Source organism: Pseudomonas sp. JV245A (genome assembly GCF_032424515.1).
Lineage (GTDB): Bacteria > Pseudomonadota > Gammaproteobacteria > Pseudomonadales > Pseudomonadaceae > Aquipseudomonas > Aquipseudomonas protegens.
The window spans coordinates 1-25,480 of sequence record NZ_VYKE01000048.1 but is presented as its reverse complement, the minus strand read 5'-3'; the positions used below and the strand labels follow the sequence as shown (position 1 = coordinate 25,480).

The 25,480-nt window shown below is 62.4% G+C and carries 20 protein-coding genes and 1 tRNA gene; 13 read left to right on the top strand and 8 right to left on the bottom strand.

Features of this window, described 5'->3' with window-relative positions:
- The first annotated feature begins 22 nt into the window (after positions 1-22).
- Entirely contained in the window at positions 23-1,633 is a 1,611-nt protein-coding gene (locus F6S12_RS15405) for an amidohydrolase family protein (RefSeq protein WP_152686273.1), read from the top strand.
- A 103-nt stretch (positions 1,634-1,736) separates the two neighbouring features.
- On the opposite strand, the gene F6S12_RS15400 is transcribed toward F6S12_RS15405, so the two are convergent.
- Positions 1,737-4,805 carry an FAD-binding and (Fe-S)-binding domain-containing protein gene (locus F6S12_RS15400; RefSeq protein ID WP_161467005.1) on the bottom strand — a complete coding sequence of 1,023 codons (3,069 nt, stop codon included), beginning with the start codon at positions 4,803-4,805 and terminating at the stop codon, positions 1,737-1,739.
- A gap of 160 nt (positions 4,806-4,965) precedes the next feature.
- On the opposite strand from F6S12_RS15400, the gene F6S12_RS15395 reads away from it, so the two are divergent.
- A complete protein-coding gene (locus F6S12_RS15395) occupies positions 4,966-5,871 on the top strand; it encodes a LysR substrate-binding domain-containing protein (RefSeq protein ID WP_015636008.1) in 906 nt (301 codons plus the stop codon).
- Between the two features lie 209 nt (positions 5,872-6,080).
- Here F6S12_RS15395 and F6S12_RS15390 read toward each other — a convergent pair.
- The 5 genes from F6S12_RS15390 to F6S12_RS15370 all read right to left on the bottom strand — a co-directional run bounded on the left by F6S12_RS15390 (position 6,081) and on the right by F6S12_RS15370 (position 9,791).
- Positions 6,081-6,156, bottom strand: a tRNA-Gly gene (locus F6S12_RS15390).
- Positions 6,157-6,221: 65 nt separating this feature from the next.
- Positions 6,222-6,782 (bottom strand): CDP-diacylglycerol--glycerol-3-phosphate 3-phosphatidyltransferase, encoded by a 561-nt coding sequence (gene pgsA, locus F6S12_RS15385; RefSeq protein ID WP_011061839.1) that lies wholly within the window; start codon positions 6,780-6,782, stop codon positions 6,222-6,224.
- A 32-nt stretch (positions 6,783-6,814) separates the two neighbouring features.
- The gene (gene uvrC, locus F6S12_RS15380; protein WP_011061840.1) at positions 6,815-8,638 is read right to left on the bottom strand and encodes an excinuclease ABC subunit UvrC; all 1,824 of its coding nucleotides are present in this window, start codon (positions 8,636-8,638) and stop codon (positions 6,815-6,817) included.
- 1 nt (position 8,639) lies between these two features.
- Positions 8,640-9,281 (bottom strand): UvrY/SirA/GacA family response regulator transcription factor, encoded by a 642-nt coding sequence (gene uvrY, locus F6S12_RS15375; protein ID WP_011061841.1) that lies wholly within the window; start codon positions 9,279-9,281, stop codon positions 8,640-8,642.
- Between the two features lie 147 nt (positions 9,282-9,428).
- Positions 9,429-9,791, bottom strand: a complete 363-nt coding sequence (locus F6S12_RS15370; RefSeq protein WP_011061842.1) for a helix-turn-helix domain-containing protein — start codon at positions 9,789-9,791, stop codon at positions 9,429-9,431.
- Positions 9,792-9,873: 82 nt separating this feature from the next.
- Between F6S12_RS15370 and F6S12_RS15365 the strand changes: the two genes are divergently transcribed.
- Positions 9,874-10,104, top strand: a complete 231-nt coding sequence (locus tag F6S12_RS15365; RefSeq protein WP_011061843.1) for a DNA-binding protein — start codon at positions 9,874-9,876, stop codon at positions 10,102-10,104.
- Between the two features lie 22 nt (positions 10,105-10,126).
- Here the strand turns inward: F6S12_RS15365 and F6S12_RS15360 are convergent, their stop codons facing one another.
- Positions 10,127-10,588 carry a GNAT family N-acetyltransferase gene (locus F6S12_RS15360; protein WP_011061844.1) on the bottom strand — a complete coding sequence of 154 codons (462 nt, stop codon included), beginning with the start codon at positions 10,586-10,588 and terminating at the stop codon, positions 10,127-10,129.
- The gene (locus F6S12_RS15355) at positions 10,588-11,343 is read right to left on the bottom strand and encodes a carbon-nitrogen hydrolase family protein (protein ID WP_315869050.1); all 756 of its coding nucleotides are present in this window, start codon (positions 11,341-11,343) and stop codon (positions 10,588-10,590) included. The genes F6S12_RS15360 and F6S12_RS15355 overlap by 1 nt, the downstream gene beginning before the upstream one ends.
- Before the next feature lie 639 nt (positions 11,344-11,982).
- On the opposite strand from F6S12_RS15355, the gene F6S12_RS15350 reads away from it, so the two are divergent.
- The 10 genes from F6S12_RS15350 to F6S12_RS15305 all read left to right on the top strand — a co-directional run bounded on the left by F6S12_RS15350 (position 11,983) and on the right by F6S12_RS15305 (position 25,452).
- A complete protein-coding gene (locus F6S12_RS15350; protein ID WP_315869049.1) occupies positions 11,983-13,074 on the top strand; it encodes a 3-deoxy-7-phosphoheptulonate synthase in 1,092 nt (363 codons plus the stop codon).
- Between the two features lie 214 nt (positions 13,075-13,288).
- Positions 13,289-13,570 carry a peptidylprolyl isomerase gene (locus tag F6S12_RS15345; RefSeq protein WP_007924449.1) on the top strand — a complete coding sequence of 94 codons (282 nt, stop codon included), beginning with the start codon at positions 13,289-13,291 and terminating at the stop codon, positions 13,568-13,570.
- Positions 13,571-13,722: 152 nt separating this feature from the next.
- A complete protein-coding gene (locus tag F6S12_RS15340) occupies positions 13,723-15,585 on the top strand; it encodes an extracellular solute-binding protein (RefSeq protein ID WP_161467003.1) in 1,863 nt (620 codons plus the stop codon).
- On the top strand, positions 15,585-16,649 hold the full coding sequence (locus F6S12_RS15335; RefSeq protein ID WP_011061848.1) for a microcin C ABC transporter permease YejB: 1,065 nt from the start codon (positions 15,585-15,587) through the stop codon (positions 16,647-16,649). Before F6S12_RS15340 ends, F6S12_RS15335 begins: the two co-directional genes overlap by 1 nt.
- Entirely contained in the window at positions 16,649-17,671 is a 1,023-nt protein-coding gene (locus F6S12_RS15330; protein WP_041118786.1) for an ABC transporter permease, read from the top strand. The genes F6S12_RS15335 and F6S12_RS15330 overlap by 1 nt, the downstream gene beginning before the upstream one ends.
- A gap of 14 nt (positions 17,672-17,685) precedes the next feature.
- Positions 17,686-19,260 (top strand): ABC transporter ATP-binding protein, encoded by a 1,575-nt coding sequence (locus F6S12_RS15325; protein WP_315869048.1) that lies wholly within the window; start codon positions 17,686-17,688, stop codon positions 19,258-19,260.
- A gap of 234 nt (positions 19,261-19,494) precedes the next feature.
- Positions 19,495-20,913, top strand: a complete 1,419-nt coding sequence (locus tag F6S12_RS15320) for a sigma-54 interaction domain-containing protein (RefSeq protein ID WP_183001457.1) — start codon at positions 19,495-19,497, stop codon at positions 20,911-20,913.
- 284 nt (positions 20,914-21,197) lie between these two features.
- Entirely contained in the window at positions 21,198-22,589 is a 1,392-nt protein-coding gene (locus F6S12_RS15315) for a GntP family permease (protein ID WP_053152407.1), read from the top strand.
- Positions 22,590-22,596: 7 nt separating this feature from the next.
- Complete coding sequence (gene hbdH, locus F6S12_RS15310; protein ID WP_015636019.1) at positions 22,597-23,370, top strand: 3-hydroxybutyrate dehydrogenase; 774 nt, start codon at positions 22,597-22,599, stop codon at positions 23,368-23,370.
- 126 nt (positions 23,371-23,496) lie between these two features.
- Positions 23,497-25,452, top strand: coding sequence for an acetoacetate--CoA ligase (locus F6S12_RS15305; protein WP_169893554.1), 1,956 nt, complete (start codon positions 23,497-23,499; stop codon positions 25,450-25,452).
- Positions 25,453-25,480: the final 28 nt, after the last annotated feature.

Below are 25,480 nucleotides of genomic sequence, written 5' to 3'. Positions count from 1 at the left end.
TGACATTTGATGACTGAGTAAAATGACTATAAAAGCAATTGGCCGACGCGATCACTTCTCGGTTGAAATTTTTCGTCACCTGGAAAGCGAAATACGTGAAGGTCGACTCCGCCCAGGTGATCGCATCCCCACGGAAAGCCGGTTAGCAGAGGCTTTTGCCGTTAGCCGAAATGTAGTGCGTGAAGCTGTCGCTCGGCTCAATTCGGCCGGCCTCGTCGTCAGTCGCCAGGGGCTTGGGGTATTTGTTGCAACCGAAGCCAACCAAAGCAGCTTCCGGATTACTCAAGAGGAGCTCACCGATAGCACCAAGCTGCGTCAACTGTATGAGCTGCGCCTGGACCTCGAAGTCGCCGCGGCCGCCATGGCCGCCAGACGCCGGTCACTCAGTCAGTTGAACAAGATTGAAGCGGCACTGGACACCCTGCGCACCAGTATCCAAAACCGTCAGGACATGGTGGAACACAGCCTGCAGTTCAAGCGCGCAATTGCCGATGCCACAGGCAATGAATACTTTCGCAACTTCATCATTTTTCTGTGCAGCCACGTCTACGAAGCGGCGTTACTGGAGAACCACCTGGTTCGCTCCAGCGACCTTGGCGAGACGCTACTGGCTGAGCATCAGGCGATCTTCGAAGCGATCAGGCTCGGCGATCCCGACCTTGCCAGACGAGTCACCTGGCAACAAATCATCAACTCCGCCGAACGCAACGGATTGCGAGGATTGCAAGGTTGGGAAATCACTCGGATGAGTTCGCTGGGAGAGACCTACGCACCGCAATGCGCAGGCCCGGACCCTGAACCTCGTACATTGCCACGCACCTTGCCTGACGGCGCGTGCGACTGCCACTTCCACGTTTTTGGTGACGAGAATGGCCAACCCTTCTCTCCTCACCGCTCCTACACGCCGCCGCCCGCTCCACTGGAGGCATTTCAACGCGTCCAAAAAACCCTGGGGCTAAGTCGCGGGGTCATCGTCCAACCCAGCGTCTATGGGGCGGACAACAGCACAACGCTCGCGGCACTGAAAGAAGCGGGCAGCGCATTCCGCGGCGTTGTGGTGATCGATGCCGATACCGATACAGAAACCTTGTGGGCAATGCATCGCCTCGGGGTGCGCGGCGTGCGCGTCAACCTGATCTTCAAAAGCGGTGTTGAGGTATCGGATGTTGCAGCGCTGGCAGATAAAGTCGCGCCACTTGGCTGGCACCTACAGCTACTGATCGATATCACCGAGTTCGCCGACTTGTACGAGACCGTGGCCAGCCTGCCCGTCGCAGTCGTCATCGACCACATGGGGCACATGCCCACCAGTTGCGGGCTGGGACATCCAGGATTCACCGACCTGCTGCGGCTGTTAAAAGAAGGTCGTGTGTGGGTCAAGCTTTCGGGGGCTTATCGCTTTACAGCATCGAAGGACTTCCCTTACGACGACGTAACGCCCTACGCTCGGGCGTTGATCGAAGCGAATCCAAACCGCTTACTGTGGGCGAGCGACTGGCCACATCCTTGTATACCGGTACCCATGCCCAACGATGCCAGTCTGCTGGAGATGCTGTTTAACTGGGTTGAAAACGATGACGCGCTCATCAAGCAGATTTTGGTTGATAACCCTGCAAAGCTCTATGGGTTCTGATACCGCTCGACGATCTGCGCACATCGGTTTTCGCTGGGCCGATGGCCTCCAATCAATACCTGGAGAAACGCGAGGCGGCCAAGCCGCCTCAGGCTCGCGCCAATCAGCATCCTGAAGATGGGGTGGCGGTGTCGCGCAGGAACCTCAGCAACGCCTGGAGCGGGTGCAGGACAAGCTGCCCGTCCTTGCGCTTGACCTGGCTTCGACACGAGTACCCATCCGCCAGCAGGCGCCCTGCCCCATTAAGACGGGCCACCAATGGCCCCCAGGACTGTCGGTAAATAACCTCGGACGTCTCGGCATTTTGTGTTTCGTGCCCGTAGGTTCCGGACATTCCACAACACCCACTGGCTTGCACCTGCAACCTCAAGCCGACTCGCGCATAGATCGTCTGCCACAGGCCCACACTGCCCGGCTCGTTGGTTTTCTCGGTGCAGTGCGGCAGGAAGTAGTAAGTACCTTCGTCGGCGCTCACCGCTGATTGCACAAGCACCTCCACAAGCCATTCCTGCGGCAGCAGGACCGCTGGGGCCTGGTCCTCACCCAGGGTCTTGACGTACTCCTGGCGGTAAACCAAGGTCATCGCTGGATCAAGCCCCACCAACGGAATCTGATATTGATGCAGTTCGCGAAGCGATCGGGCGTTGAAATGCGCTGCTTGTTCGAATGCCTTTAGAAAGCCCTGAACCTGCAGCGGCTTGCCATTGGCCGCGAACGGCGCGATGTACACCTCAAACCCGAGCCTGGAAATCAACTCGATCCAGTCCGCGAGCAGCGGTGTCTCGAAATAACGGGTGAAGGCGTCCAGCACGAGAATAACGCTGCGTTTACGCTGCGCCTCGTCCAGCCCTTCAAGAAGCGCTGGCGACGCCACGCGCACCTTCCAGCGGCGGCAAACGTCATCAAAATTCAGCAAGCTCAGCAGCGGGCTGTCGACCATACCGGCAACGCGCCGAAGAAACGCCCCCACCATCCCAGAACCGATGATCCCGTTGTACAAGCGCGGCACACGGGCCAAGTAGGGAATCGTGTACTCCAGAGAACCGATGAGGTAATCCTTCAATGGGCGCAGATATCGGCTGTGGTATAGCTCGAGGAATCGCGAGCGAAAGTCGGGCACGTTGACTTTCACCGGGCACTGACCCGCACAGGACTTGCAGGCGAGGCACCCTGCCATCGCCTCGTAGACCTCATGGGAAAAGTCTTTCTGGCCCATCTTGTGCGCAACCGTATTGGCAGCACGCCTGGCGAAGCTGATCACCGTGGCCGCTAAAGGGCGAGCACCTCGTGAAACCAACACATCGACACCTTGCTGCCCCTGCAAGCGCAACCACTCCCGGACCAGGGAAGCGCGCCCCTTGGGCGAGTGAATTCTATTTCGAGTGCCCTTCCAGGAAGGGCACATGGCGTCATCGGGGTCGAAGTTGTAGCAGGCGCCATTGCCGTTGCAATGGACCGCGGCGTCGTAATGCAACCACACCCGCTCATCAATCGTACGATCCAGCTCGCCACGCAACGTGACCTCATCAACTCGAGTCAACCGAGCGTCAGGTAGCGTGTGTGGCGTGGCGATTTTCCCCGGGTTGAGTTGGTTGTACGGGTCAAAAGCCGACTTGAGTTCCTGCAGCGCCGGATAGAGTTCGCCGAAGTAGTCCGGCACATATTGCGACCTCAACCCTTTGCCATGCTCCCCCCAGAGCAAGCCACCGTGCTTTTGCGTCAGCTCGGCGACGGCATCGGAAATGGGCTGGACCAAGGCCGCCTGGGCGGGGTCTTTCATATCCAGAATCGGCCGCACATGCAGGACCCCGGCGTCAACGTGGCCGAACATGCCATATTCCAAACCATGGCTATCCAAAAGCGCCCGAAATTGCGCAATGAAATCAGCCAGGTTCTCGGGAGGAACCGCAGTATCTTCAACGAACGGCTGGGGCCTGGCGGAACCTTTGACATTCCCCAGCAGCCCCACCGCACGCTTGCGCATCGCGTAAACCCGCTTCAATGCCTCTGCACCGATGGCAAGGGTGTGCCCCAATCGCACCACACTGGTGTCCTGCTGAAGGTGCCGGACAAACTCATGAACACGCAGCTGAACCACTTCCTCATCGTCGCCGCTGAACTCCACCAGGTTGATTCCCAGGGTTGGCACATCGGGGTCTTGGGGAAAGTACTCGGCGACTCCGTGCCAGACGATGTCGTTCATGGCCAGCCCGAGGACCTTGGAGTCGACCGTCTCGATGGACAATGGCTCGAGCTGCATCAACGCCTTGGCATCGCGCAATGCATCCATGAAGCCCGCGTAACGTACGTTGACAAGGATCGAGTACTTGGGAATGGGCAACACATTCAGCGTGGCTTCAACAATGAAACCCAGTGAGCCTTCGGACCCACACAGGACACTGTTCAGATTGAATCGGTCATTCGGCTCACGCAGATGCGCCAGGTCATATCCCGTCAAGCAACGGTTCAACTTGGGAAAGGTATGCTCGATGAGTTCGGCGTAATCATGGGCGATCTGCGAAGCACATCGATAAATTGCCCCAACCTTATCGTCGCGATGTGCTTGCGCCTGCCAGCAATCTCGCTCCAGGACTGCACTATCGAGCCGCTCCCCACCTATCAGAATGGTAGAAAGCGCCAGGACGTGGTCACGGGTTTTTCCGTAGGTACAGCTTCCCTGACCGCTTGCGTCGGTATTTATCATCCCGCCGATCGTGGCCCGATTCGACGTCGACAACTCCGGTGCAAAAAACAGTCCGTGCGGTTTCAACGCTGCATTGAGCTGGTCCTTGACCACACCGCTTTGCACACGCACCCAGCGCTCCTCGACGTTGATCTCAAGGATGCCGTGCATATGACGCGACAGATCCACCACAACGCCGCTCGTCAACGATTGGCCATTGGTTCCGGTTCCGCCGCCACGCGGCGTGAGCACCACCGAACTGAACGACGCCAGCGCCGCAAGGCGGGCCAAGAGCTCGACATCTTGCACATTTCTGGGGAACACCGCGGCTTGAGGCAGACGCTGATAGATCGAGTTGTCAGTTGCCAGTACTGTCCTCACAGCATGATCGCGAGCAATTTCACCCTGGAATCCTTCTTTCTCAAGGCGAGCCAGGAACAACTCACAGGGTTCGTTTTTAGTTTCGTGGGGAGGCAACCTGGCAATCATGGTGGAATTCCTAGCGGCGATACGGCTAATCTGAGCATTCTCGTTATGTATGCTTCCTAGCCCGAGGCCTGGCTCAGGACAAAGGCCTTTCCACCGATTTTGTGGGGACAAGACAATTCACACAAACGTAAAACCTGCAGCTTTTCCATGAGCTTTATGAATGAACCCACGAAGACTGACCCCCTCGATGTCCCTGCTGATCGCTTTCGAGGCAGCAGCCCGACATTGCAGCTTTACCAAAGCGGCAGACGAACTTGCCCTGACTCAAAGCGCTGTCAGCCGGCAAGTGCAGGCTCTGGAATCACAGCTTGAGGTCTCGCTGTTCAAACGTGAGGGAAGAAGAATCGAACTCACCGCTGCCGGCGCGCTTTACCAGCATGAACTCACTGCCGCACTGGGCCGAATTCGAAGCGCTACCCTGCAGACAATTGCCTTCAAGGAGGAAGAAGGCCCATTGAACCTCGCGGTACTGCCGACCTTCGGTTCAAAATGGCTGCTGCCCAAAATGCATGAATTTTATGCGCGTCATCCCAGGAGCCTGGTGCACGTCCACTCGAGGATCATTCACGCCGACAACCCATCCAGCGTGAGCGACATGCAGGCCATCATCTACGCAGGAAAAGGCGACTGGCCGGGCTACGTATCGCACCTTTTGCTACAAGAAAAACTGGTGGTTGTCGCCAGCCCCAAAGCGCTGCCGGACAGCCTTGAGATGTCGCTCAACGATGTCACCAATCATTTGTTGTTGAATGTCGTTTCTCGACCCAATAGCTGGTCCGATTGGTTTGACCTCAACAAGCTGGACCACCAGAAAATGCGGACAGGCCCAAGCTTTGAGCTCACGGCCCACCTTATACAGGCGGTATCCGCTGGCGTCGGCATTGGGCTGGTTCCCGATATTCTGGTGCAAGACGAAATCAAATCCGGGGCACTGGTAAAACTGTTTGGCCCTATGGAAAGCGGTCGCAATTACTATCTGACCTGCGCGGCGCGCTATCAGCATTATCCGGCGCTTGAAACATTCAGCGCCTGGCTGTTATCCGAGAGCGCCATCGTGAGTGCCTGAACAGGCCAGGGGCCGGATGTTCATCACCGCTCCAGCAACGAACCGATTCAGCGCTGCCCGGATTCAAGCCTTTTGAGAAGGACTCAATTCCTGGATTTGAAAGCGCTGGATGGTGCTGGATTTCAGTGAAGCCCGCAGAAACGAAAAAAGGACCCGAAGGTCCTTTTTTCGATCGCTGCAGAATTCGTGGAACTCTGCAGCGCTATGTTTGGAGCGGGAAACGAGACTCGAACTCGCGACCCCGACCTTGGCAAGGTCGTGCTCTACCAACTGAGCTATTCCCGCAACGTCTTGGTGTTGCGCATTCTATAGAAATCCGAATGCGCGTCAAGCCTTTGATTCAAAAAAACTTATTTTTTCTCGTTATCAGTTTTCAGGTGCGGCCAGGCGGCTCGCAGATACTGCAGCATGGACCACAGGGTCAGGCCCGCTGCCGCCAACAGCAACGCGTAACCTACCAGCACCCAGAAACTGAAGTCCGAGGGATTGGCCAGCAAAATCACCAGCGCCAGCATTTGCGCCGCCGTTTTCCACTTGCCCATGTTCGACACCGCCACCTGCGCGCGGGCGCCGAGCTCGGCCATCCACTCGCGCAGCGCCGAGATGACGATTTCACGACCGATGATCACCGCGGCGGGCAAGGTCAGCCACAGGTTGTGATGCTCCTGCACCAGCAGCACCAGGGCCACCGCCACCATCAGCTTGTCGGCCACCGGGTCGAGGAACGCACCGAACGGCGTGCTCTGCTGCAGGCGCCGCGCCAGGTAGCCGTCCAGCCAGTCGGTGGCGGCCGCGAAGGCAAACACCGAACTGGCGGCCATGTAGCTCCAGCTATAGGGCAAATAGAACAGCAAAATGAAAATCGGGATGAGCAGGACGCGTAGAACGGTGATCAGATTAGGGATATTCATCGGCACAACTGGCTACGAGGTGATTGGGCATTCTACTCGCTGTGCAGGTTTGCATAAATCAACTCTGCGAGCTTTTTACTGATTCCCGGTGCTTTGGCAATCTCGTCGATGCTTGCACGGGACAGTTCCTGCAATCCACCAAAATGTTTGAGAAGGTCCCGCCGACGCTTCGGCCCGACGCCCGCCACCCCTTCCAGGGTCGAGGTACGCCGGGTCTTGCCACGTCGTGCGCGGTGACCGGTGATCGCGAAGCGGTGAGCCTCATCGCGGATTTGCTGGATCAGGTGCAGCGCCGGCGAGTCACCCTTGAGGGTGAATTCGTGGGCTGCGTCGTTCAGGTACAGGGTTTCGAAACCGGCCTTGCGGGTCGCGCCCTTGGCCACGCCGAGCAGGATCAGGTCCGGCACCGCCAGCTCATTGAGCACATCCCGAGCCATGGACAGCTGGCCCTTGCCGCCGTCCACCAGAAGGATGTCCGGCAGCTTGCCCTCGCCGTCCTTGAGCTTGCTGAAGCGTCGGGTCAGGGCCTGGTGCATGGCGGCGTAGTCGTCGCCGGCGGTCACGCCTTCGATGTTGTAGCGCCGGTAGTCGGACTTCAGCGGCCCTTCCGGCCCGAATACCACGCAGGAGGCTACAGTGGCCTCGCCGCTGGAATGGCTGATGTCGTAGCACTCCAGGCGCTGCGGCGGCTCGTCCAGGTTCAGCACCTCGGCCAGGGCTTCGAAACGTGCGGCCACGTGCTGGCGGTTGGCCAGGCGCGCGCTCAGGGCCTGCTCGGCGTTGGTTACCGCCAGTTGCTGCCAGCGGGCGCGGGTACCGCGTACCCGGTGGCTGATGGTCAACTCGCGCCCGCGCAGCTCGTCGATGGCGGCGATCAGGGTCGGGAAGTCCTCATGGACCACGTTGACGATCAACTCGGAAGGCAGGTCGCGTTCCGGGCTGCTGACAAAATACTGGCCGAGGAACGCCGACATGACTTCGGCCACGTCCTCCTCGATACCCACCTGGGGAAAGAAGTTCTTGCTGCCCAGTACCCGGCCGCCGCGCACGCTGATCAGGTGCACACAGGCGCCGCCCGGGTTGACGAAGGCCGCCACCACATCCACATCGCCCGTGCCACCTTCCATGCTCTGCTGGTCCTGGACCCGACGCAGCAGGGAGATCTGGTCCCGCAGTTCGGCGGCCTTTTCGAAATCCAGGGTGCTGGCGGCGGCTTCCATGGCAGTGGAGAGTTCGTCGGTCAGGGCATTGCTGCGCCCCTCCAGGAACATCACCGAGTGGCGCACGTCCTCGGCATAGACCTCAGGCTCCACCAGGCCGACGCAGGGCGCCTTGCAGCGTTTGATCTGGTACTGCAGGCAGGGCCGCGTACGGTTCTTGTAGTAGCTGTCCTCGCACTGGCGGACCATGAAGGTCTTCTGCAACAGGCTGAGGCTTTCGCGAATGGCGCCGGCGCTGGGATAAGGACCGAAATACTTACCCTTCTGCTTCTTCGCCCCGCGATGGATGCTGAAACGCGGAAAGTCGCCGTCCGAAAGAAACACGTAGGGGTAGGACTTATCGTCGCGCAGGAGAATGTTGTACGGCGGCCGCCATTCCTTGATCAGCGTCTGCTCCAGCAGCAGCGCTTCGGTTTCATTGGCGGTGATGGTGGTTTCGATCTGCGCGATGCGCGCCACCAGGGCGGCGGTCTTCGGCGCCTGGCCGGTCTTGCGGAAATAGCTGGAGAGCCGGTTCTTCAGGTTCTTGGCTTTACCGACGTAAAGCAGGCGTGCATCGCTGTCGAACATGCGATACACACCGGGGCGGCCACTGCAGGTAGAAAGAAAGGCACTGGGATCAAACTGTTCGGTCATTTCAGAGGCTGGCATCAACCATGCCGTGACGAACCGCCAATAGCGTCAACTCGACATCGCTGCTGATCGAGAGCTTCTCGAAAATGCGATAGCGGTAGGTATTCACGGTTTTCGGCGACAGGCACAGCTTGTCGGAGATGATCTGCACCTTCTGGCAGCCGACAATCATCAGCGCAATCTGGATCTCCCGTTCCGACAGGGCGTCGAACGGTGAATCACTGGAAGGCTGGAATGACTTGAACACCAATTGCTGAGCGATCTGCGGGCTGATATAGCGCTGGCCGGCAAATACCAGGCGGATGGCCTGGACCATTTCGTTCAGACCGGCGCCCTTGGTCAGATAGCCCGCCGCACCCGCTTGCAGCAAGCGGGTAGGAAAGGGATCTTCCTCGCAGACGGTGACCGCCACGACCTTGATGTCCGGATGACTGCGCAGCAGTTTGCGCGTGGCTTCGAGGCCGCCGATGCCTGGCATCTTGACGTCCATCAGGACCACATCGGGCTTCAGCTCCCGCGCCTTGAGCAGGGATTCTTCCCCTGACTCCGCCTGCCCGACTACTTGCAGGCCATCGATGTCAGCCAACATTCGTGTAATGCCCGTACGAACGAGATCATGGTCATCGACTACTAGCACCCTTATCAAGCAGACACCTCGCGATATGGTCTTTACAGGTTGCCCGACACCTTAGCAAAAAAGCGGCGTACAAACCTAATCACAAGCGCTATATAAAAAACATCCGGGCGCAATAACGGTCCTACCCCCGTGCACATCGAAAGAGGCCAGCGCCCCTCACTCTCGTACCTGGGCCTTGCGCCTCTCGCCCTGGCTTGCCGAAAGCTCGGCCAGGGTACTGGTCAGGCGGCAGATAGCATCCTGATCCTCCTTGAACAGCGCCCGATAGCAATCCAGGACCTTTTCCTCGGTCTGACTCAGCCCGCCGCTCTGGATCGGGATCCGGCTGCCGGTCAGCACATACAGCACATCCACCCCTTTTGCCGCCACCCGGGACAGATAATCCGCCTTGGGTGCACGATCACCACTTTCATATTTACCCTGGGCGTTGGCTTCAACCCCGCCTATTTCACCAAAAACTTTCTGCGACAGTCCCAGGCGTTCTCGCTCCTGCCTCAACCGCGAACCGATTCCACTCATTTGGATGTATGATCCCATCTGATACACCCCAAGGGGGTGTCATACTCTTCAAGCATTGAACAAATTTGAACGGTTTTGAACTATGCCCGGTATCCGCACTGCCGCACAAGCCAAGGCCTGGCTGGAACATCAAGGTAAATCGGTTCAACAATTTGCTCGTGAACACGGGGTTGACCCGGCCACTACCTATCAGGTGCTGGCAGGCCGCAAGAAAGGCAAACGAGGGGAAGCGCACAAGGTCGCGGTGCTACTGGGAATGAAGGACGGCATCATCCTCGAGGATGCGCCCGCGATAGATCCCAACGCACAGTAAAGCCTGCGGAAGGGCGTTGCGCTCAGGCGTCGCCAAGCCTTCCGGCAAGCGAATCAGACAAGCGCTCCATGCGCCAGAAGCAATCATCCTCTCCCACCACCCGCAACCCCATCCGCTCATACAGCCGCTGTGCGGGATTGCCCTTGAACACGGTCAGGCGCAACAACCCTCGGCGCTCCTGGCGAGCCAGCTCCAGCACCTGCTCCAGCGTCCAGGCACCGGCGCCCTGCCCCCGGAAAGCCTCCAGCACATGCAATTCGCGGACATACAGCGCCTGCGCATCCCGGCTCAGGCTGACAAACCCCAGCACCCGGGCACCCTGGCAGATCAGCAGGTTCCTGCGGCCGGCCCAGGCCACATCGAAGGCTTCGTCCTGCCACAGCAAGTCGTTGCGAATGTAATAGCCGAGCATGGTGGAACGGGTCAGGTCGCGGGCGAACGCCAGGTCCGAATCAACCGCCGGGCGTAATGAAAAGCCGTCCATCAATGGCTCACCTCCAGCACTTGCGCCTGCCATTGCCCAGTACCACCCTGGACAATCAACAAAGCCTCGCCCACACCCTCGACGGTGCCCAGCAACCGGCCCCTGGCATCCCAGGCCGCGCTGCGTCCGGCGCAGGCCCAACCACCGCTGGGGCCGCCGTGGTTGGCCATCAGCACCAGCATCCCGTGTTCCTGGGCGTATCCCTGGAGCTGCGCGCTATCGGCAGCGTAGCCACCTTCGCTGATCAAGACCCCGGCAGCATAGATCCCGGCGCCGGCATCGGCCGCCGCCTGCACATGGCTGGCGTGGCAGAAGTCCGCGCAGACCGCCAAAGCCACGGTTTCGCCACCGATAGGCAAAGGGGTGCCGCCCTGGCCTGCGACAAAAGCGCGCTCTTCTCCTGCATGCAGGTGCTGCTTGGTGTAGACCGCCAGCGAACCGTCGCCGCCCAGCACCAGAGCGCCAATCAGCACCGGCCCGTCAACAGACAGGCGGATCGGCATCCCCACCACCGCCGTCAGTTCCAGCGCCCGGGCCAGATCCCGCAGTGGCTGCAACTGCGGTGCATCCGGCATCAGCGCCAGTTCGGCCGCCAGTTGCGGTTCGTAGCCGGTCAGCGACAGCTCGGGAAACACCAGCAACTGCACGCCCTGCGCCGCTGCCAGTTGTATCAACCGCTGATGCCGGGCCAGGTTGGCCAGTAGATCGCCCGCGATGGACACCGTTTGGGCAGCAGCGAGGGTCAGCACGGACATGAACATTCCTTGGAGGGCGAACAGGCGGGAGCAGCGAGTGTGGCATAAATCCCCTGCAGGCTTAATCCATAGCCGCCGCGTGCTGCGCCGATAGAAATTACTGATTGAATCCCGGCACCAGCCTCTAGTAAGCTCGCCCCCACTTTACGGAGAAACCCATGTTGTCCAAGACCCCTTCCCTGCACCGCCACACTGCCAGCGCACTGCGCTCGGTCGCGGCTGCCTGGGTCAACGGCACTCGGGCTCCGGCCAGCTTTTATTTTGGGTATTGGTTTAGCCACTGGCGCGCCTGATACCCAACCGGCGCCCACTTCAACGGGTCGCCTACCAGAGAAATCTCAACCCCCGGTCGGCCTCCCGACCGGGGGTTTTGTTTTTTCCGGCACTGCATTTTCAACCACGACTTTCAGCGACACACCGAACTTACTGAGGATTGCTCCATGAACTACTCCACCTATTACCGCTACGACATGTTTTGCGCCTGGCGATTTAGCAGCCTCCGCTCGGGACAGCCTGCCGCCTCCGATCGGTCACCTACCGGTGGCAATTGCACACTTATGGCCAGTACGGCCAATTGTCGAACACCCCAGTAGGGCCGCGCGCGGGACATAACCCGCCGCCCGCCCAGGAAGACCGCACATGAACTCGTCCGTATCCGCCCTGCCCCTGTCCGCCCACGTCAGCGCCAATGAAACCCTGACCCAGCGCCTGCCCAGCTCCCTGGAACTCAAGCAGCAACTGCCGCTGTCCCTGGCCTTGAACCAACAAGTCGCCGCTCACCGCCAGGCGGTGCGCGCCATCCTCGAAGGTCGCGACCCACGCCTGCTGGTAGTCGTCGGCCCCTGCTCCATCCACGACCCGCAATCGGCCCTGGAATACGCCGCCAACCTGGCCCGCCTGGCCGATGAAGTGCGCGACCAGATGCTGCTGGTGATGCGCGCCTACGTGGAAAAGCCCCGTACCACCGTCGGCTGGAAAGGCCTGGCCTACGACCCCCGCCTGGATGGCAGCGACGACATGGCCGGCGGCCTGCACCTGTCCCGTGAACTGATGCGCGAGATGCTGCGCCTGGGCCTGCCGGTTGCCACCGAACTGTTGCAGCCCATGGCCGCCGGCTACTTCGATGACCTGCTGAGCTGGGTCGCCATTGGTGCGCGCACCACCGAATCGCAGATCCACCGCGAGATGGCCAGCGGCCTGGACATGCCCGTGGGTTTCAAGAACGGCACCGACGGCGGCGTCGCTATCGCCTGTGACGCCATGCGCTCGGCGGCCCACCCGCACCGCCACTTCGGCGTCGACAGCCAAGGCCACCCGGCGGTCATCCAGACCCCAGGCAACCCCGACACTCATCTGGTGCTGCGCGGTGGCCATCGCGGGCCCAACTACGACCGCCAGAGCGTGGCCCAGGTCCAGCAGGACCTGCAGAAGCTGAAGATCCCGGCGCGGATCATGGTCGATTGCAGCCACGCCAACAGCGGCAAGGACCCGCTGCGTCAGCCGGCGGTGTTCAACGAGGTACTGGAGCAGCGCTTGCAGGGCGATACCTCGCTGATGGGGGTGATGCTGGAAAGCCACCTGTTCGAAGGCTGCCAGCCCCTGAGCGCGAACCTGCGCTACGGCGTTTCGGTGACCGACGGCTGCCTGGGCTGGGACGCCACCGAACAATTGCTGCGCAATGGCGCGCAAAAACTGCGACACGCAGACAAGGCCGCAGCCGTCCCCGCCTGAGCAGCACCGCCCCCGCAGGAGCTGGCTTGCCAGCGAAGGCGTCCTCAAGAGCAGCGTCTCCTGCAAGGACCTCTTCGCCGGCAAGCCGGCCCCTACAGGACCCTCACCACTCATCCCCCGCAGGCGCCAGGCGGCAATGCCTTGAAGGAACTTTGAGAAGAAATAGCCACCTGAATCCGGTAGGCTCTCAACTTTCTTGAAAGGAGCAACATCCATGGCCAAAGCCACTGCCCGTCACATCCTGGTTGCCAGCGAAGCCAAGTGCAACGAACTCAAAGCCGAAATCGAAGCCGGCGCCGACTTTGCCGAAGTCGCGAAAAAGAACTCCACCTGCCCTTCCAGCCGTGACGGCGGCAACCTGGGCTCCTTCGGCCCAGGCCAGATGGTCAAGGAATTCGACACCGTGGTGTTCAGCGCTCCGGTAAACGTGGTGCAAGGCCCGGTGAAAACCCAGTTCGGCTACCACCTGCTGGAAGTCACCAGCCGCCAGGACTGATCCCCAAGCGCCTGCGTCTGCTCAACGGCCCGCCTTTTGGTGGGCCGTTGCGCATGGGCGCCAAGTTCTGCCCAAAGCGGATGCGGCTGGCCAGTCACGCGCCGCTAGCGTACAAATCGTGGTCATCGATCACCCGGCTCCTAAGGCTGACAATGCGACTGCTTTCCTCCACCGTGCTTTTCACCGCCCTGCTGTTGGGCGCCGCGGGTGCCCAAGCCGCACCGCAACACGCCATGACCGTCTATGGCGAACCGGCCAAGTACCCCCAGGGTTTCAGCCACTTCGACTACGTCAATCCCCAGGCCCCCAAAGGCGGGACGTTGCGCCGCTCGGCCATCGAAATCGGCCGTTTCGACCACGTACTGCCCTATATCGACAAGGGCATCGGTGTCTCCCAGCTCGACGGCCTGGTCTATTCACCCCTGGCCCAGCGCTCCCTGGACGAGCCCTACACCGTCTACGGCCTGGTGGCCGAAAAGATGGAGCGTGCCGAAGACGGCCTGTGGCTGCGTTTCTACCTCAACCCCAAGGCGCGCTTTGCCGACAACACGCCGATCACCGCCCAAGACGTGCGCTACAGCTACGACCTGCTGATGACCCAGGGCAGCATGCGCTACCGCACCCAGTTCGACGATGTCAAAGGCGTCACCGTGGAATCACCACGAGTGGTGCGCTTCGACTTCAAAAGCAACGAAAACCGCACCCTGCCCCTGGATATCGCGACCCTGCCGGTGTTCCCCGAACACTGGTGGAAGAGTCGCGACTTCGCCAATGGCGGCGGCTATGAAGCGCCCCTGGGCAGCGGCCCCTACCGCGTGGCCAAGGTCGACTCGGGCAACAGCATCACCTTCGCCCGCAACCCCGACTGGTGGGGCAAGGACCTGCCGGTGAGCCGCGGCCTGTACAACTTCGATCATTTCAGCGTCGAGTATTTCGGCGATATCGACGTCGCCCGCCAGGTGCTGCGCGGCGGCGCCTACGACTACAACCGCGAGTTTTCCGCCACCGGCTATTCCATCGGCTACGACAGCCCGGCGCTGAACGACGGCCGCCTGCAAAAGGCCCACCTGGCGCAATCGGCGCCGCAACCGGCCCAGGGCTATGTGTTCAACCTCGATCGGCCGGTGTTCCAGGACCGCCGGGTGCGCCAGGCCCTGGCCATGCTCTGGGATTTCGAATGGAGCAACCGGCAGATGATGCGCAACCTCTACATCCGCCAGCAGAGTTTCTTCTCCAACACCGCCCTGGCGGCCCGCAGCCTGCCGGATGCCGAGGAACTGAAGATCCTCGAACCGCTGCGCGGGCAGATCCCCGACGAGGTCTTCACCCAGGTTTTCGAGGCGCCGAAAACCGACGGCAGCGGCGTGATCCGCGACAAGCAACTGCAAGCCCTGGCCCTGCTGGAACAGGCCGGCTGGAAGCCCGAGGGCGACAAGCTGGTGAACGCCCAGGGCGAGCCCCTGAGCTTCACTTTCCTGATCACCCAGGGCTCCATCGAACGCCTGCTGCTGCCCTACAAGCGCAACCTGGCGCAGATCGGCATCAGCCTGAACATTCGCCGCATCGACTCCGCCCAGTACGTCAACCGCCTGATGGCCCGGGACTACGACATGATCGTCACCGGCTACCCGGTGACCACCTCGCCGGGCATGGAGCTGTACAACTACTTCGGCTCCGCCGCGGCCAACGACCCCGGTTCCAACAACTACATGGTGCTCAAGAACCCGGCCGTGGACAGCCTGGTCAATGGCCTGGTGAAGGCCACCAGCCAGCCGGAGATGCTGCGCTACGCCCATGCCCTGGACCGGGTGCTGCAGTGGAACTACTACTGGATTGCCAACTACTACCCGCCCGGCACCTCCACGGTGTGGTGGAACCGCTTCGGCATCCCCAAGGTGCCGGCGAGCAACGATGAAGCCATCGAAAGCTGGTGGGAAGTCAGCAGCAGCGCGCTGACCGACGAACAAATGGCCGCCGAGCTGATCCGCCGTGGCAAACCCGGAGGGCGCCACTGATGCTGGCCTACATTCTGCGGCGCCTGCTGCTGATCATCCCGACCCTATTGATCATCCTCCTGGTGAACTTCGTCATCGTCCAGGCCGCCCCCGGCGGCCCGGTGGAACAGGCCATCGCCCGCCTGCAGGGCATCGGTGGCGGCGCCGCTGTCGGCGGTTCCGCCGATGCCATGAGCAGCAGCGGTTCCCGGGCCAGCCGCGGCCTGGACCCCAAGCTGATCCAGGACATCGAGAAACAGTACGGCTTCGACAAGCCGGCCCATGAACGCCTGTGGCTGATGCTCAAGAACTACGCCCAGCTGGACTTCGGCAAGAGCTTCTTTCGCGGCGCCACGGTCACCGACCTGATCCTGGAAAAGATGCCGGTGACCATTTCCCTGGGGCTCTGGGCGACCCTGATCACCTACCTGGTGTCGATCCCCCTGGGGATCCGCAAGGCGGTGCACCACGGCAGCCATTTCGACATCTGGAGCAGCACCGCGATCATCATCGGCTACGCCATGCCGGCCTTCCTGTTCGCCATGTTCCTGATCGTGCTGTTCGCCGGCGGCACCTCGCTGAACTGGTTTCCGGTGCGCGGCCTGGTCTCGGACAACTTCGAGCAGTTGAGCACCCTGGGCAAGGTCGCCGACTACTTCTGGCACCTGGTACTGCCGGTCAGCTCCCTGGTGATCGGCGGCTTCGCCACCCTGACCATCCTCACCAAGAACTCCTTCCTCAACGAGATCACCCGCCAGTACGTGGTCACCGCCCGGGCCAAGGGCCTGAGCGAGCGCCGGGTGCTGTATGGGCATGTGTTCCGCAACGCCATGCTGCTGGTGGTCTCGGGCATTCCCCAGGCCTTTATCAGCGTGTTCTTCGCCGGCTCCCTGCTGATCGAGGTGATCTTCTCCCTCGACGGCCTGGGGCGCATGAGCTATGAGGCCGCGGTGTCCAGGGACTACCCGGTGGTGTTCGGCTCGCTGTTCATCTTCACCCTGTTCGGCCTCTTGATAAAACTCATCGGCGACCTGTGCTACACCCTCGTCGACCCGCGCATCGACTTCGCCGCGAGGAACGCCTGATGCTCACGCTTTCTCCTCTGGCGCGCCGGCGCTTCGACCGTTTCAAGAAAAACCGCCGCGGCTGGTGGTCGCTGTGGCTGTTCATCGGCCTGTTCATCCTGACCCTGGGCGGCGAGCTGATCGCCAACGACAAGCCGCTGGTGGTCAGCTACCAGGGCTCGCTGTATTTCCCGGTGCTCAAGCGCTACACCGAACAGGAATTCGGCGGCCAGTTGCCGTTCCAGGCCGACTACCGCAGCGACTACGTGCAGCAACTTATCCGCAAGGACGGTGGCTGGCTGCTGTTCCCGCCGGTGCCCTTCAGCGAAGACACCCCCAACTACGACCTGACCCAGCCGGCCCCCAGCCCGCCGAGCAAGGTCAACTGGCTGGGCACTGACGACCAGGCCCGGGATGTGCTGGCACGGGTGATCTACGGCGCCCGGGTGTCAATCCTGTTCGCCCTGGCCCTGACCGCCATCAGCGCCCTGATCGGCATCGCTGCCGGCGCCCTGCAGGGCTACTACGGCGGCTGGGTCGACCTCCTGGGCCAGCGCTTGCTGGAGGTCTGGTCCGGGTTGCCGGTGCTCTACCTGCTGATCATCCTCTCGGGCTTTGTCGAGCCGAACTTCTGGTGGCTGCTGGGGATCATGGCGCTGTTTTCCTGGCTGGCCCTGGTGGACGTGGTGCGCGCCGAGTTCCTGCGCGGGCGCAACCTGGAGTACGTCAAGGCTGCCCGGGCCCTGGGCCTGAGCGACCGCAAGGTGATCCTGCGGCACATCCTGCCCAACGCCATGAACGCCACCCTGAGCTACCTGCCGTTCATTCTCACCGGGGCCATCTCGACCCTCACCGCCCTGGACTTCCTCGGCTTCGGCATGCCCGCCGGCAGCGCCTCCCTGGGCGAATTGATCGGCCAGGGCAAGCAGAACCTGCAGGCGCCGTGGCTCGGGCTGACGGCGTTTTTCACCCTGGCGCTGATCCTCTCTCTGCTGGTGTTCATCGGCGAGGCGTTGCGCGATGCCTTTGATCCTCGATCTTGAAGCGGACTGTAGAAATGACTGAAAACCTGATCGAAATCCGCCAGCTCAATGTCGCCTTCGGCGCGCAGACCGTGGTCCGCGACCTGAGCCTGGATATCCGCCCCGGCGAATGCCTGGCCCTGGTGGGGGAATCCGGCTCGGGCAAGTCGGTGACCGCCCATTCGATCCTGCAACTGCTGCCGCAGACCGGCTGCAGCGCCACCGGCAGCGTGCGCTATCGCGGCCAGGAACTGATCGGTGCCAGCCCGGCGACCCTGCAACAGCTGCGGGGCAACCGCATCGCCATGATCTTCCAGGAGCCCATGACCTCCCTCAACCCGCTGCACAGCGTGGAAAAACAGATCGGCGAAACCCTGCTGCTGCATCGCGGCCTGGGGGGCAAGGAGGCCCAGGCGCGGATCCTCGAACTGCTGGAGCTGGTGGGCATCCAGAAGCCCCGGGAACGGCTCAAGGCCTACCCGCATCAACTTTCCGGCGGCCAGCGCCAGCGGGTGATGATCGCCATGGCCCTGGCCTGCGAACCGGAACTGCTGATTGCCGACGAACCCACCACCGCCCTGGACGTGACCGTGCAGCGCAAGATCCTGCTGCTGCTCAAATCCCTGCAACAGCGCCTGGGCATGTCCCTGCTGCTGATCAGCCACGACCTCAACCTGGTGCGGCGCATTGCCCAGCGGGTGTGCGTGATGAAAGCCGGGGAAATCGTCGAGCAGGCCGACTGCGACACCCTGTTCAACGCCCCGCAACATCCATACAGCTGTGAACTGCTGCATGCCGAGCCCGAGGGCGAACCGCTGTGTCGCGACACCCGGGAAACCGTGTTGGAAGTGGACAATCTCAGCGTCGAATTCCAGATCGGCGGCGGCCTGTTCCGGCGCAAGGAGTACCTGCGGGCAGTGGACGGCATCAGCCTCAGCGTGCAGCAAGGCAAGACCCTGGGGATCGTCGGCGAGTCCGGTTCGGGCAAGTCCACCCTGGGCCAGGCGATCCTGCGGCTGCTGGATTCCGAAGGTGGCATCCGCTTCCAGGGCCAGGCCCTGGACGGCCTCAACCAGAAGCAACTGCGCCCCTGGCGCAAGCAGATGCAGGTGGTATTCCAGGACCCCTTCGGCAGCCTCAGCCCACGCATGTCGGTGGCGCAGATCATCAGCGAAGGCCTGGAAGTGCACAGCCAGTACGATGCCCGCCAGTGCGACGAACAGGTCATCCGCGCCCTGGAGGAGGTCGGCCTCGACCCCGACAGCCGCCACCGCTACCCCCACGAGTTCTCCGGCGGCCAGCGCCAGCGCATCGCCATCGCCCGGGCCCTGGTGCTGAAGCCGGCGCTGATTTTGCTGGACGAACCCACCTCGGCCCTGGACCGCACCGTGCAGAAGCAAGTGGTGGCCCTGCTGCGTCAGCTGCAGGAAAAGTACGGCCTGACCTACCTGTTCATCAGCCATGACCTGGCGGTGGTGCGAGCCCTGGCCCACGACATGATCGTGATCAAGGACGGCCAGGTCGTGGAGCGCGGCGCCAGCCACGACGTATTCGAAAACCCCCAGCATCCCTACACCCGGGAACTGCTGGCCGCCGCCCATCCCGGCTGACCTGCCGTCGACGCCCCTTTCTCGCAGCCTCGCAAGGCTCGACAGCAGCCAGCTTCGCGACCTGGTGTAGCCGCTGCCGCAGGCTGCGAACGGCTCCGCAGGAGACGCCGCCCTTGAGACCGCCGAAGGTCCTGCGGCCCTTTGCGCAGCCTCGCTGGCGCTCGGCAGCGGCTACAGCGCAACAACCGGGGCAGACTGCGGCATAATCGCTGCGCCCATTTCCAGGATGCCGCCATGAACGACAGCGAAAGCCTCAAGGACTACCAGCGCGTGCGCCAACTGGCGATCCGCTCGCTGTTCGAGATCATCGAGCAATCCAGCGAAGGCACGGTGATCGTCGATCGCGACGCCAATATCGTCTGGATGAACGAGCGTTATGCCCGGCGCTTCGGCCTGGAATCGGCGGCCTTCGCCATCGGCAAGCCCTGTGAAAGCGTGATCCCCGGCAGCCTGCTGCGGGAAGTGGTACGCACCGGTCGCCCCATCCTGCTGGACATGCAGGACACTCCCAAAGAGCCCCTGGTGGTGATGCGCCTGCCAATCCACGACGCCGCCGGCACGGTGATCGGCGCCATCGGCTTTGCCCTGTTCGACGAACTGCGCAGCCTGTCCCCCATGCTCAAGCGCTACCTGAGCATGCAGGAAGAGCTGGCCTCCACCCGCTCCTTGTTGCGGGCCCGGCAGACCAAGTACAACTTCGCCCATTTCATCGGCACCAGCACCGCCAGCCTGGAAGTCAAACGCCGGGCCCGGCGCAGCGCCAGCGCCGAATCCCCGGTGCTGCTGCAAGGCGAAACCGGTACCGGCAAGGAGCTGCTGGCCCAGGCCATCCACGCCGCCTCGCCACGAGCGCACAAGCCCTTTGTCAGCATCAACAGCGCGGCCATTCCCGAGGCCCTGCTGGAGGCGGAATTCTTTGGTACCGCCCCCGGTGCCTTTACCGGCGCCGACCGCAAGGGCCGCCCGGGCAAGTTGCAGATCGCCCAGGGCGGCAGCCTGTTCCTCGATGAAATCGGCGACATGCCGCTGCCCCTGCAAAGCAAGCTGCTGCGGGTGCTGCAGGAAAAAGAGTTCGAGCCGGTGGGCTCCAACGAGGTGATCCACAGCGATGTGCGGATCATCGCCGCCACCTCCACAGACCTTGAGGCGGCGATCAAGCGCGGCGAGTTTCGCGCCGACCTGTACTACCGGTTGAATGTGCTGCCAATCCAGGTGCCAGCCTTGCGCGAACGCCTGGACGACCTGCCAGCCCTGAGCGAAGGGATTCTCGAAGAACTGCGCAGCCAGCATGAACTGGACCGCGATGCCCTGGCCCTGCTGGCGCAACATGCCTGGCCGGGGAACATCCGCGAGTTGCGCAACGTCCTGGAACGAGCGGCGCTGCTCAGCGACGACCTGATACTCAACGCCTCGGATATTCGCGCGGCGATCGGCAGCTTCAGCCCGGTGCAGCGTAACGAAGCCCTGGTGCCGGGCGATTCGCCAAACCAGGAAACCTTCGCCGCGGCCCGAGAGCGTTTCGACCGGCAACTGATCGGCGCCACCCTGGCCCAATGTGCCGGCAAGGTGGACGAAGCGGCCCGGCGCCTGGGGCTGGGGCGCTCCACGCTGTACAAGAAGATGGCAGCCCTGGGGATTGTCGAGTCTCAATAAAGAGACACAAATCTCAGTTTGAAGAACCTACCGCGCACTGCGCGCTTTTCGCTGGCAAGCCAGCTCCTACGTCGGCTTGCACAATCTCTGTAGGAGCTGGCTTGCCAGCGAAGAGGCCGGTAAACCCAAAAAAATCTCCAAACAGAGACAATCAACGTCAATTCGCCCCCAGAAAAATAAAAATATCTATATATTTCAATAGCTTAATTAGATGGCACAGTTCTCGCTATAACGCTCTCCACACGCAACACCCGACAACAATAACAATCCTGGAGAGACACACCATGAGTGTGATCATTGCCTTGGCAGCCCTGGCGCTGCTGATGCTCGCTGCCTACCGTGGCTACAGCGTCATCCTCTTTGCCCCCATCGCCGCCCTCGGCGCGGTGCTGCTCACCGACCCGTCCGCCGTGGCGCCCGCCTTCACCGGCGTGTTCATGGAGAAGATGGTCGGCTTCATCAAGTTGTATTTCCCGGTGTTCCTGCTGGGCGCGGTGTTCGGCAAGCTGATCGAGCTGTCGGGCTTTTCCCGCTCCATCGTCGCGGCCGCCATCCGCCTGCTGGGCACCCGCCAGGCCATGCTGGTGATCGTACTGGTCTGCGCGCTGCTGACCTACGGCGGGGTCTCGCTGTTCGTGGTGGTGTTCGCGGTCTACCCCTTTGCCGCCGAGATGTTCCGCCAGAGCAACATCCCCAAGCGCCTGATCCCGGCGACCATCGCCCTGGGGGCGTTTTCCTTCACCATGGACGCCCTGCCCGGCACCCCGCAGATCCAGAACATCATCCCCAGCACCTTCTTCAATACCACCGCCTGGGCCGCGCCCTGGCTGGGGGTGATCGGCACCATCTTTGTGTTCTGCGCCGGCATGCTGTTCCTCCAGCGCCAGCGCAACAAGGCGCAGAAGGCCAGTGAAGGCTACGGCACCGAGCTGCGCAACGAGCCGGAAACCGCCGAAGACCTGGAGCTGCCCAACCCCTGGCTGGCGCTGTCGCCGCTGCTGCTGGTGGGCATCATGAACCTGCTGTTCACCCACTGGATTCCCCAGTGGTACGGCAAGACCCACAGCCTCAGCCTGCCGGGCATGGCGGCGCCGGTAACCAGCGAAATCGCCAAGCTGACCGCCATCTGGGCGGTGCAGGCGGCGTTGCTGGTGGGCATCCTGATGGTGCTGGTGTGCGGTTTCTCGGCGATTCGCAGCAAGCTCGCCGAGGGCAGCAAGAGCGCGGTCAGCGGCGCCCTGCTGGCGGCCATGAACACCGCCTCGGAATACGGCTTCGGTGCGGTGATCGCTTCCCTGCCAGGCTTCCTGGTGCTGGCCGACTGGCTCAAAAGCATCCCCAACCCGCTGGTCAACGAAGCCATTACCGTGACCCTGCTGGCGGGCATCACAGGTTCGGCCTCGGGCGGCATGAGCATCGCCCTGGCGGCCATGTCCGAAAGTTTCATCAGCGCCGCCCACGCTGCCAACATTCCCCTGGAAGTGCTGCACCGGGTGGCCGCCATGGCCAGCGGCGGCATGGACACCCTGCCCCACAACGGCGCGGTGATCACCCTGCTGGCGGTCACCGGGCTGACCCATCGCGAGGCCTACAAGGACATTTTCTGCATTACCCTGATCAAGACCCTGGCGGTCTTCGTCGTCATCGCCACTTTCTACGCCACCGGCATTGTGTGAGGTATTCATGACCACTCTTTCTGGCAAGACCGCCCTGGTCACCGGCTCCACCAGCGGCATCGGCCTGGGCATCGCCCTGGTGCTGGCCAAGGCCGGGGCCAAGCTGATTCTCAACGGCTTTGGCGATGCCTCGAAGGCGATCGCCGAGGTTGCACAATTCGGCGGTCAGGTCGGCCATCACCCGGCGGACGTCAGCGACCCTGCGCAGATCGCCGAGATGTTCGCCTACGCCGAACGGGAGTTCGGCGGCGTCGACATCCTGGTCAACAACGCCGGCATCCAGCATGTGGCGGCGGTGGAGGAGTTCCCCGTGGAGCGCTGGGATTCGATCATCGCCATCAACCTGTCGTCGGTGTTCCACAGCACCCGCCTGGGGCTGCCGGGGATGCGCGCCAAGGGCTGGGGGCGGATCGTCAACATCGCCTCGGTGCACGGCCAGGTGGGCTCGGTGGGCAAGGCCGCCTATGTGGCGGCCAAGCACGGGGTGATCGGCCTGACCAAGGTGGTAGGCCTGGAAACCGCCACCAGCAACGTCACCTGCAACGCCATCTGCCCGGGCTGGGTGCTGACCCCGCTGGTGCAGAAGCAGATCGATGATCGCGTCGCGGCCGGCACCGACCCGCAACAGGCCCAGCATGATCTGCTGGCGGAAAAGCAGCCGTCCCTGGCGTTCGTCACCCCGTCGCAACTGGGGGAACTGGTGCTATTTTTGTGCAGCGAAGCCGGCGCCCAGGTGCGTGGTGCGGCGTGGAACATCGATGGCGGGTGGCTGGCGCAATGACGCGCGTCTCTGGCTGACGTCTTCGCCGGCAAGCCGGCTCCTACACGGCTGTGCTGGCCCGCGTAGGAGCTGGCTTGCCAGCGAACAACCCCCCAAAAAAACAACAATAAGAACACGAGGCCTTGCATGTCCGACCTACTCTGGCAACCCAGCGCCGAGCGCATCGGCAAGACGCGGATGGATGTCTTTCGCCGCTTCGTCAATCAGCGCCACGGCCTGAATCTTCACGACTACCCCGCCCTGCACCAGTGGAGCATCGACCAGCGAGAAAGCTTCTGGCAGGCGATCGTCGACTTCTTCGAGGTCAGCTTCCACCAGCCTGCTGAATGCGTGCTGCGCGAAGGGCCGCAGATGCCCAGCGCGCAGTGGTTTCCCGGCGCCACCCTGAACTTCGCCGAGCACCTGCTCAAGCGTCGGGATGACAGCGTCGCGGTGGTGGCGATCAACGAAAACGGCCAGCGCGAACAATTGACCCACGCCGAACTGGCGGCCCAGGTCGCCGGCCTGCAACGCAGCCTGCGGGACGCTGGAGTCGGCCTCGGTGACCGGGTTGCCGCTTGCATGCCCAACACCTGGCAGACCCTGGTGGGCATGCTCGCCAGCACCAGCCTCGGGGCCGTGTGGTCCAGCTGCTCGCCGGATTTCGGCACCCAGGGGGTGGTCGACCGCTTCGGCCAGATCGAGCCCAAGGTGCTGATCACCTGCGCCGGCTACCGCTACGCCGGCAAGGACATCGACCAGACGGCCAAGGTCAACCAGATCCTCGAGCGCCTGCCGTCCCTGGAGCAGTTGCTGATCGTGCCCTACGCCCGCTCGCAGGCCCGGGCCGAGGACTACCGCACCCCCGCCAGCGTCAGCCTGTGGGACGACTTCTACCGCCCCGGCGGCGAGCCCGAATTCACCCCGGTGCCCTTCGCCCATCCGCTGTACATCCTCTATTCCAGCGGCACCACCGGGGTGCCCAAGTGCATCGTCCACGGCACCGGCGGGGTGCTGCTGCAACACCTCAAGGAACACGGCCTGCACGCCGACCTGGGCCCCGGCGAGCGCCTGTTCTACTACACCACCTGCGGCTGGATGATGTGGAACTGGCTGGTCTCGGCCCTGGCCACCGGGGCCAGCCTGGTGCTCTACGATGGCTCGCCGTTCCATCCCGGCAACGAGCACCTGATGGACCTGATCGACCGCGAAGCCATCAGCGTCTTCGGCACCAGCCCCAAGTACCTGGCAGCTCTGGAAAAGGCCGGCAGCCGGCCGCGCCAGAGCCACCGCCTGGAGAGCCTGAAGACCCTGCTGTGCACCGGCTCGCCGCTGTCGCCGCAGAGCTACGACTACGTGTACCGCGAGATCAAGAGCGAGCTGTGCCTGGCCTCGATGTCCGGCGGCACCGATATCGTCGCCTGCTTCGTCGCCGGCAATCCGATACAACCGGTGCGCCGCGGCGAGATGCAAGGCAAGGGCCTGGGCATGGCCATCGAAGTGTGGAACGACCAGGGCCAGCCGGTGATCGGCGAGAAAGGCGAGCTGGTGTGCACCCGGCACTTCCCCAGCATTCCCGTGGGCCTGTGGCACGACCCGGACCAGAGCAAGCTCAAGGCCTCGTACTTCAGCCTGTTTCCCGGCGTCTGGGCCCAGGGCGACTACGCCGAACAACTGGCCGAGGGTGGCTGGCTGATCCATGGGCGTTCGGACGCCGTGCTCAACCCCGGCGGGGTGCGTATCGGCACCGCGGAAATCTACCGCCAGGTGGAAAAGCTGGAGCAGGTCCTGGAAAGCCTGGCCATCGGCCAGAGCTGGGAGCAGGACGTGCGGGTGGTGCTGTTCGTGCGCCTGCAAGACGGCGTGGAGCTCGATGAAGCCTTGCAGGAACACATTCGCCAGGTGATTCGCAGCAACACCACGCCGCGCCATGTGCCGGCGAAGATCCTCGCGGTCACGGACATTCCCCGCACCATCAGCGGCAAGATCGTCGAACTGGCGGTACGCAACGTGGTGCACGGCCTGCCGGTGAAGAACACCGACGCCCTGGCCAACCCCGAGGCCCTGGAACAGTTTCGCGACCGCGAGGAGTTGCGCCACTGACCCCGCCCTTTGCAGGAGCCGGCTTGCC

Bases quoted from the DNA above. Each gene is read 5' to 3' on its own strand.
- F6S12_RS15405 (WP_152686273.1), top strand. From the start codon at position 23: ATGACTATAAAAGCAATTGGCCGACGCGATCACTTCTCGGTTGAAATT.
- F6S12_RS15400 (WP_161467005.1), bottom strand. From the start codon at position 4,805: ATGATTGCCAGGTTGCCTCCCCACGAAACTAAAAACGAACCCTGTGAG.
- F6S12_RS15395 (WP_015636008.1), top strand. From the start codon at position 4,966: ATGAACCCACGAAGACTGACCCCCTCGATGTCCCTGCTGATCGCTTTC.
- pgsA (WP_011061839.1), bottom strand. From the start codon at position 6,782: ATGAATATCCCTAATCTGATCACCGTTCTACGCGTCCTGCTCATCCCG.
- uvrC (WP_011061840.1), bottom strand. From the start codon at position 8,638: ATGACCGAACAGTTTGATCCCAGTGCCTTTCTTTCTACCTGCAGTGGC.
- F6S12_RS15370 (WP_011061842.1), bottom strand. From the start codon at position 9,791: ATGAGTGGAATCGGTTCGCGGTTGAGGCAGGAGCGAGAACGCCTGGGA.
- F6S12_RS15365 (WP_011061843.1), top strand. From the start codon at position 9,874: ATGCCCGGTATCCGCACTGCCGCACAAGCCAAGGCCTGGCTGGAACAT.
- F6S12_RS15360 (WP_011061844.1), bottom strand. From the start codon at position 10,588: ATGGACGGCTTTTCATTACGCCCGGCGGTTGATTCGGACCTGGCGTTC.
- F6S12_RS15355 (WP_315869050.1), bottom strand. From the start codon at position 11,343: ATGTCCGTGCTGACCCTCGCTGCTGCCCAAACGGTGTCCATCGCGGGC.
- F6S12_RS15350 (WP_315869049.1), top strand. From the start codon at position 11,983: ATGAACTCGTCCGTATCCGCCCTGCCCCTGTCCGCCCACGTCAGCGCC.
- F6S12_RS15345 (WP_007924449.1), top strand. From the start codon at position 13,289: ATGGCCAAAGCCACTGCCCGTCACATCCTGGTTGCCAGCGAAGCCAAG.
- F6S12_RS15340 (WP_161467003.1), top strand. From the start codon at position 13,723: ATGCGACTGCTTTCCTCCACCGTGCTTTTCACCGCCCTGCTGTTGGGC.
- F6S12_RS15335 (WP_011061848.1), top strand. From the start codon at position 15,585: ATGCTGGCCTACATTCTGCGGCGCCTGCTGCTGATCATCCCGACCCTA.
- F6S12_RS15330 (WP_041118786.1), top strand. From the start codon at position 16,649: ATGCTCACGCTTTCTCCTCTGGCGCGCCGGCGCTTCGACCGTTTCAAG.
- F6S12_RS15325 (WP_315869048.1), top strand. From the start codon at position 17,686: ATGACTGAAAACCTGATCGAAATCCGCCAGCTCAATGTCGCCTTCGGC.
- F6S12_RS15320 (WP_183001457.1), top strand. From the start codon at position 19,495: ATGAACGACAGCGAAAGCCTCAAGGACTACCAGCGCGTGCGCCAACTG.
- F6S12_RS15315 (WP_053152407.1), top strand. From the start codon at position 21,198: ATGAGTGTGATCATTGCCTTGGCAGCCCTGGCGCTGCTGATGCTCGCT.
- hbdH (WP_015636019.1), top strand. From the start codon at position 22,597: ATGACCACTCTTTCTGGCAAGACCGCCCTGGTCACCGGCTCCACCAGC.
- F6S12_RS15305 (WP_169893554.1), top strand. From the start codon at position 23,497: ATGTCCGACCTACTCTGGCAACCCAGCGCCGAGCGCATCGGCAAGACG.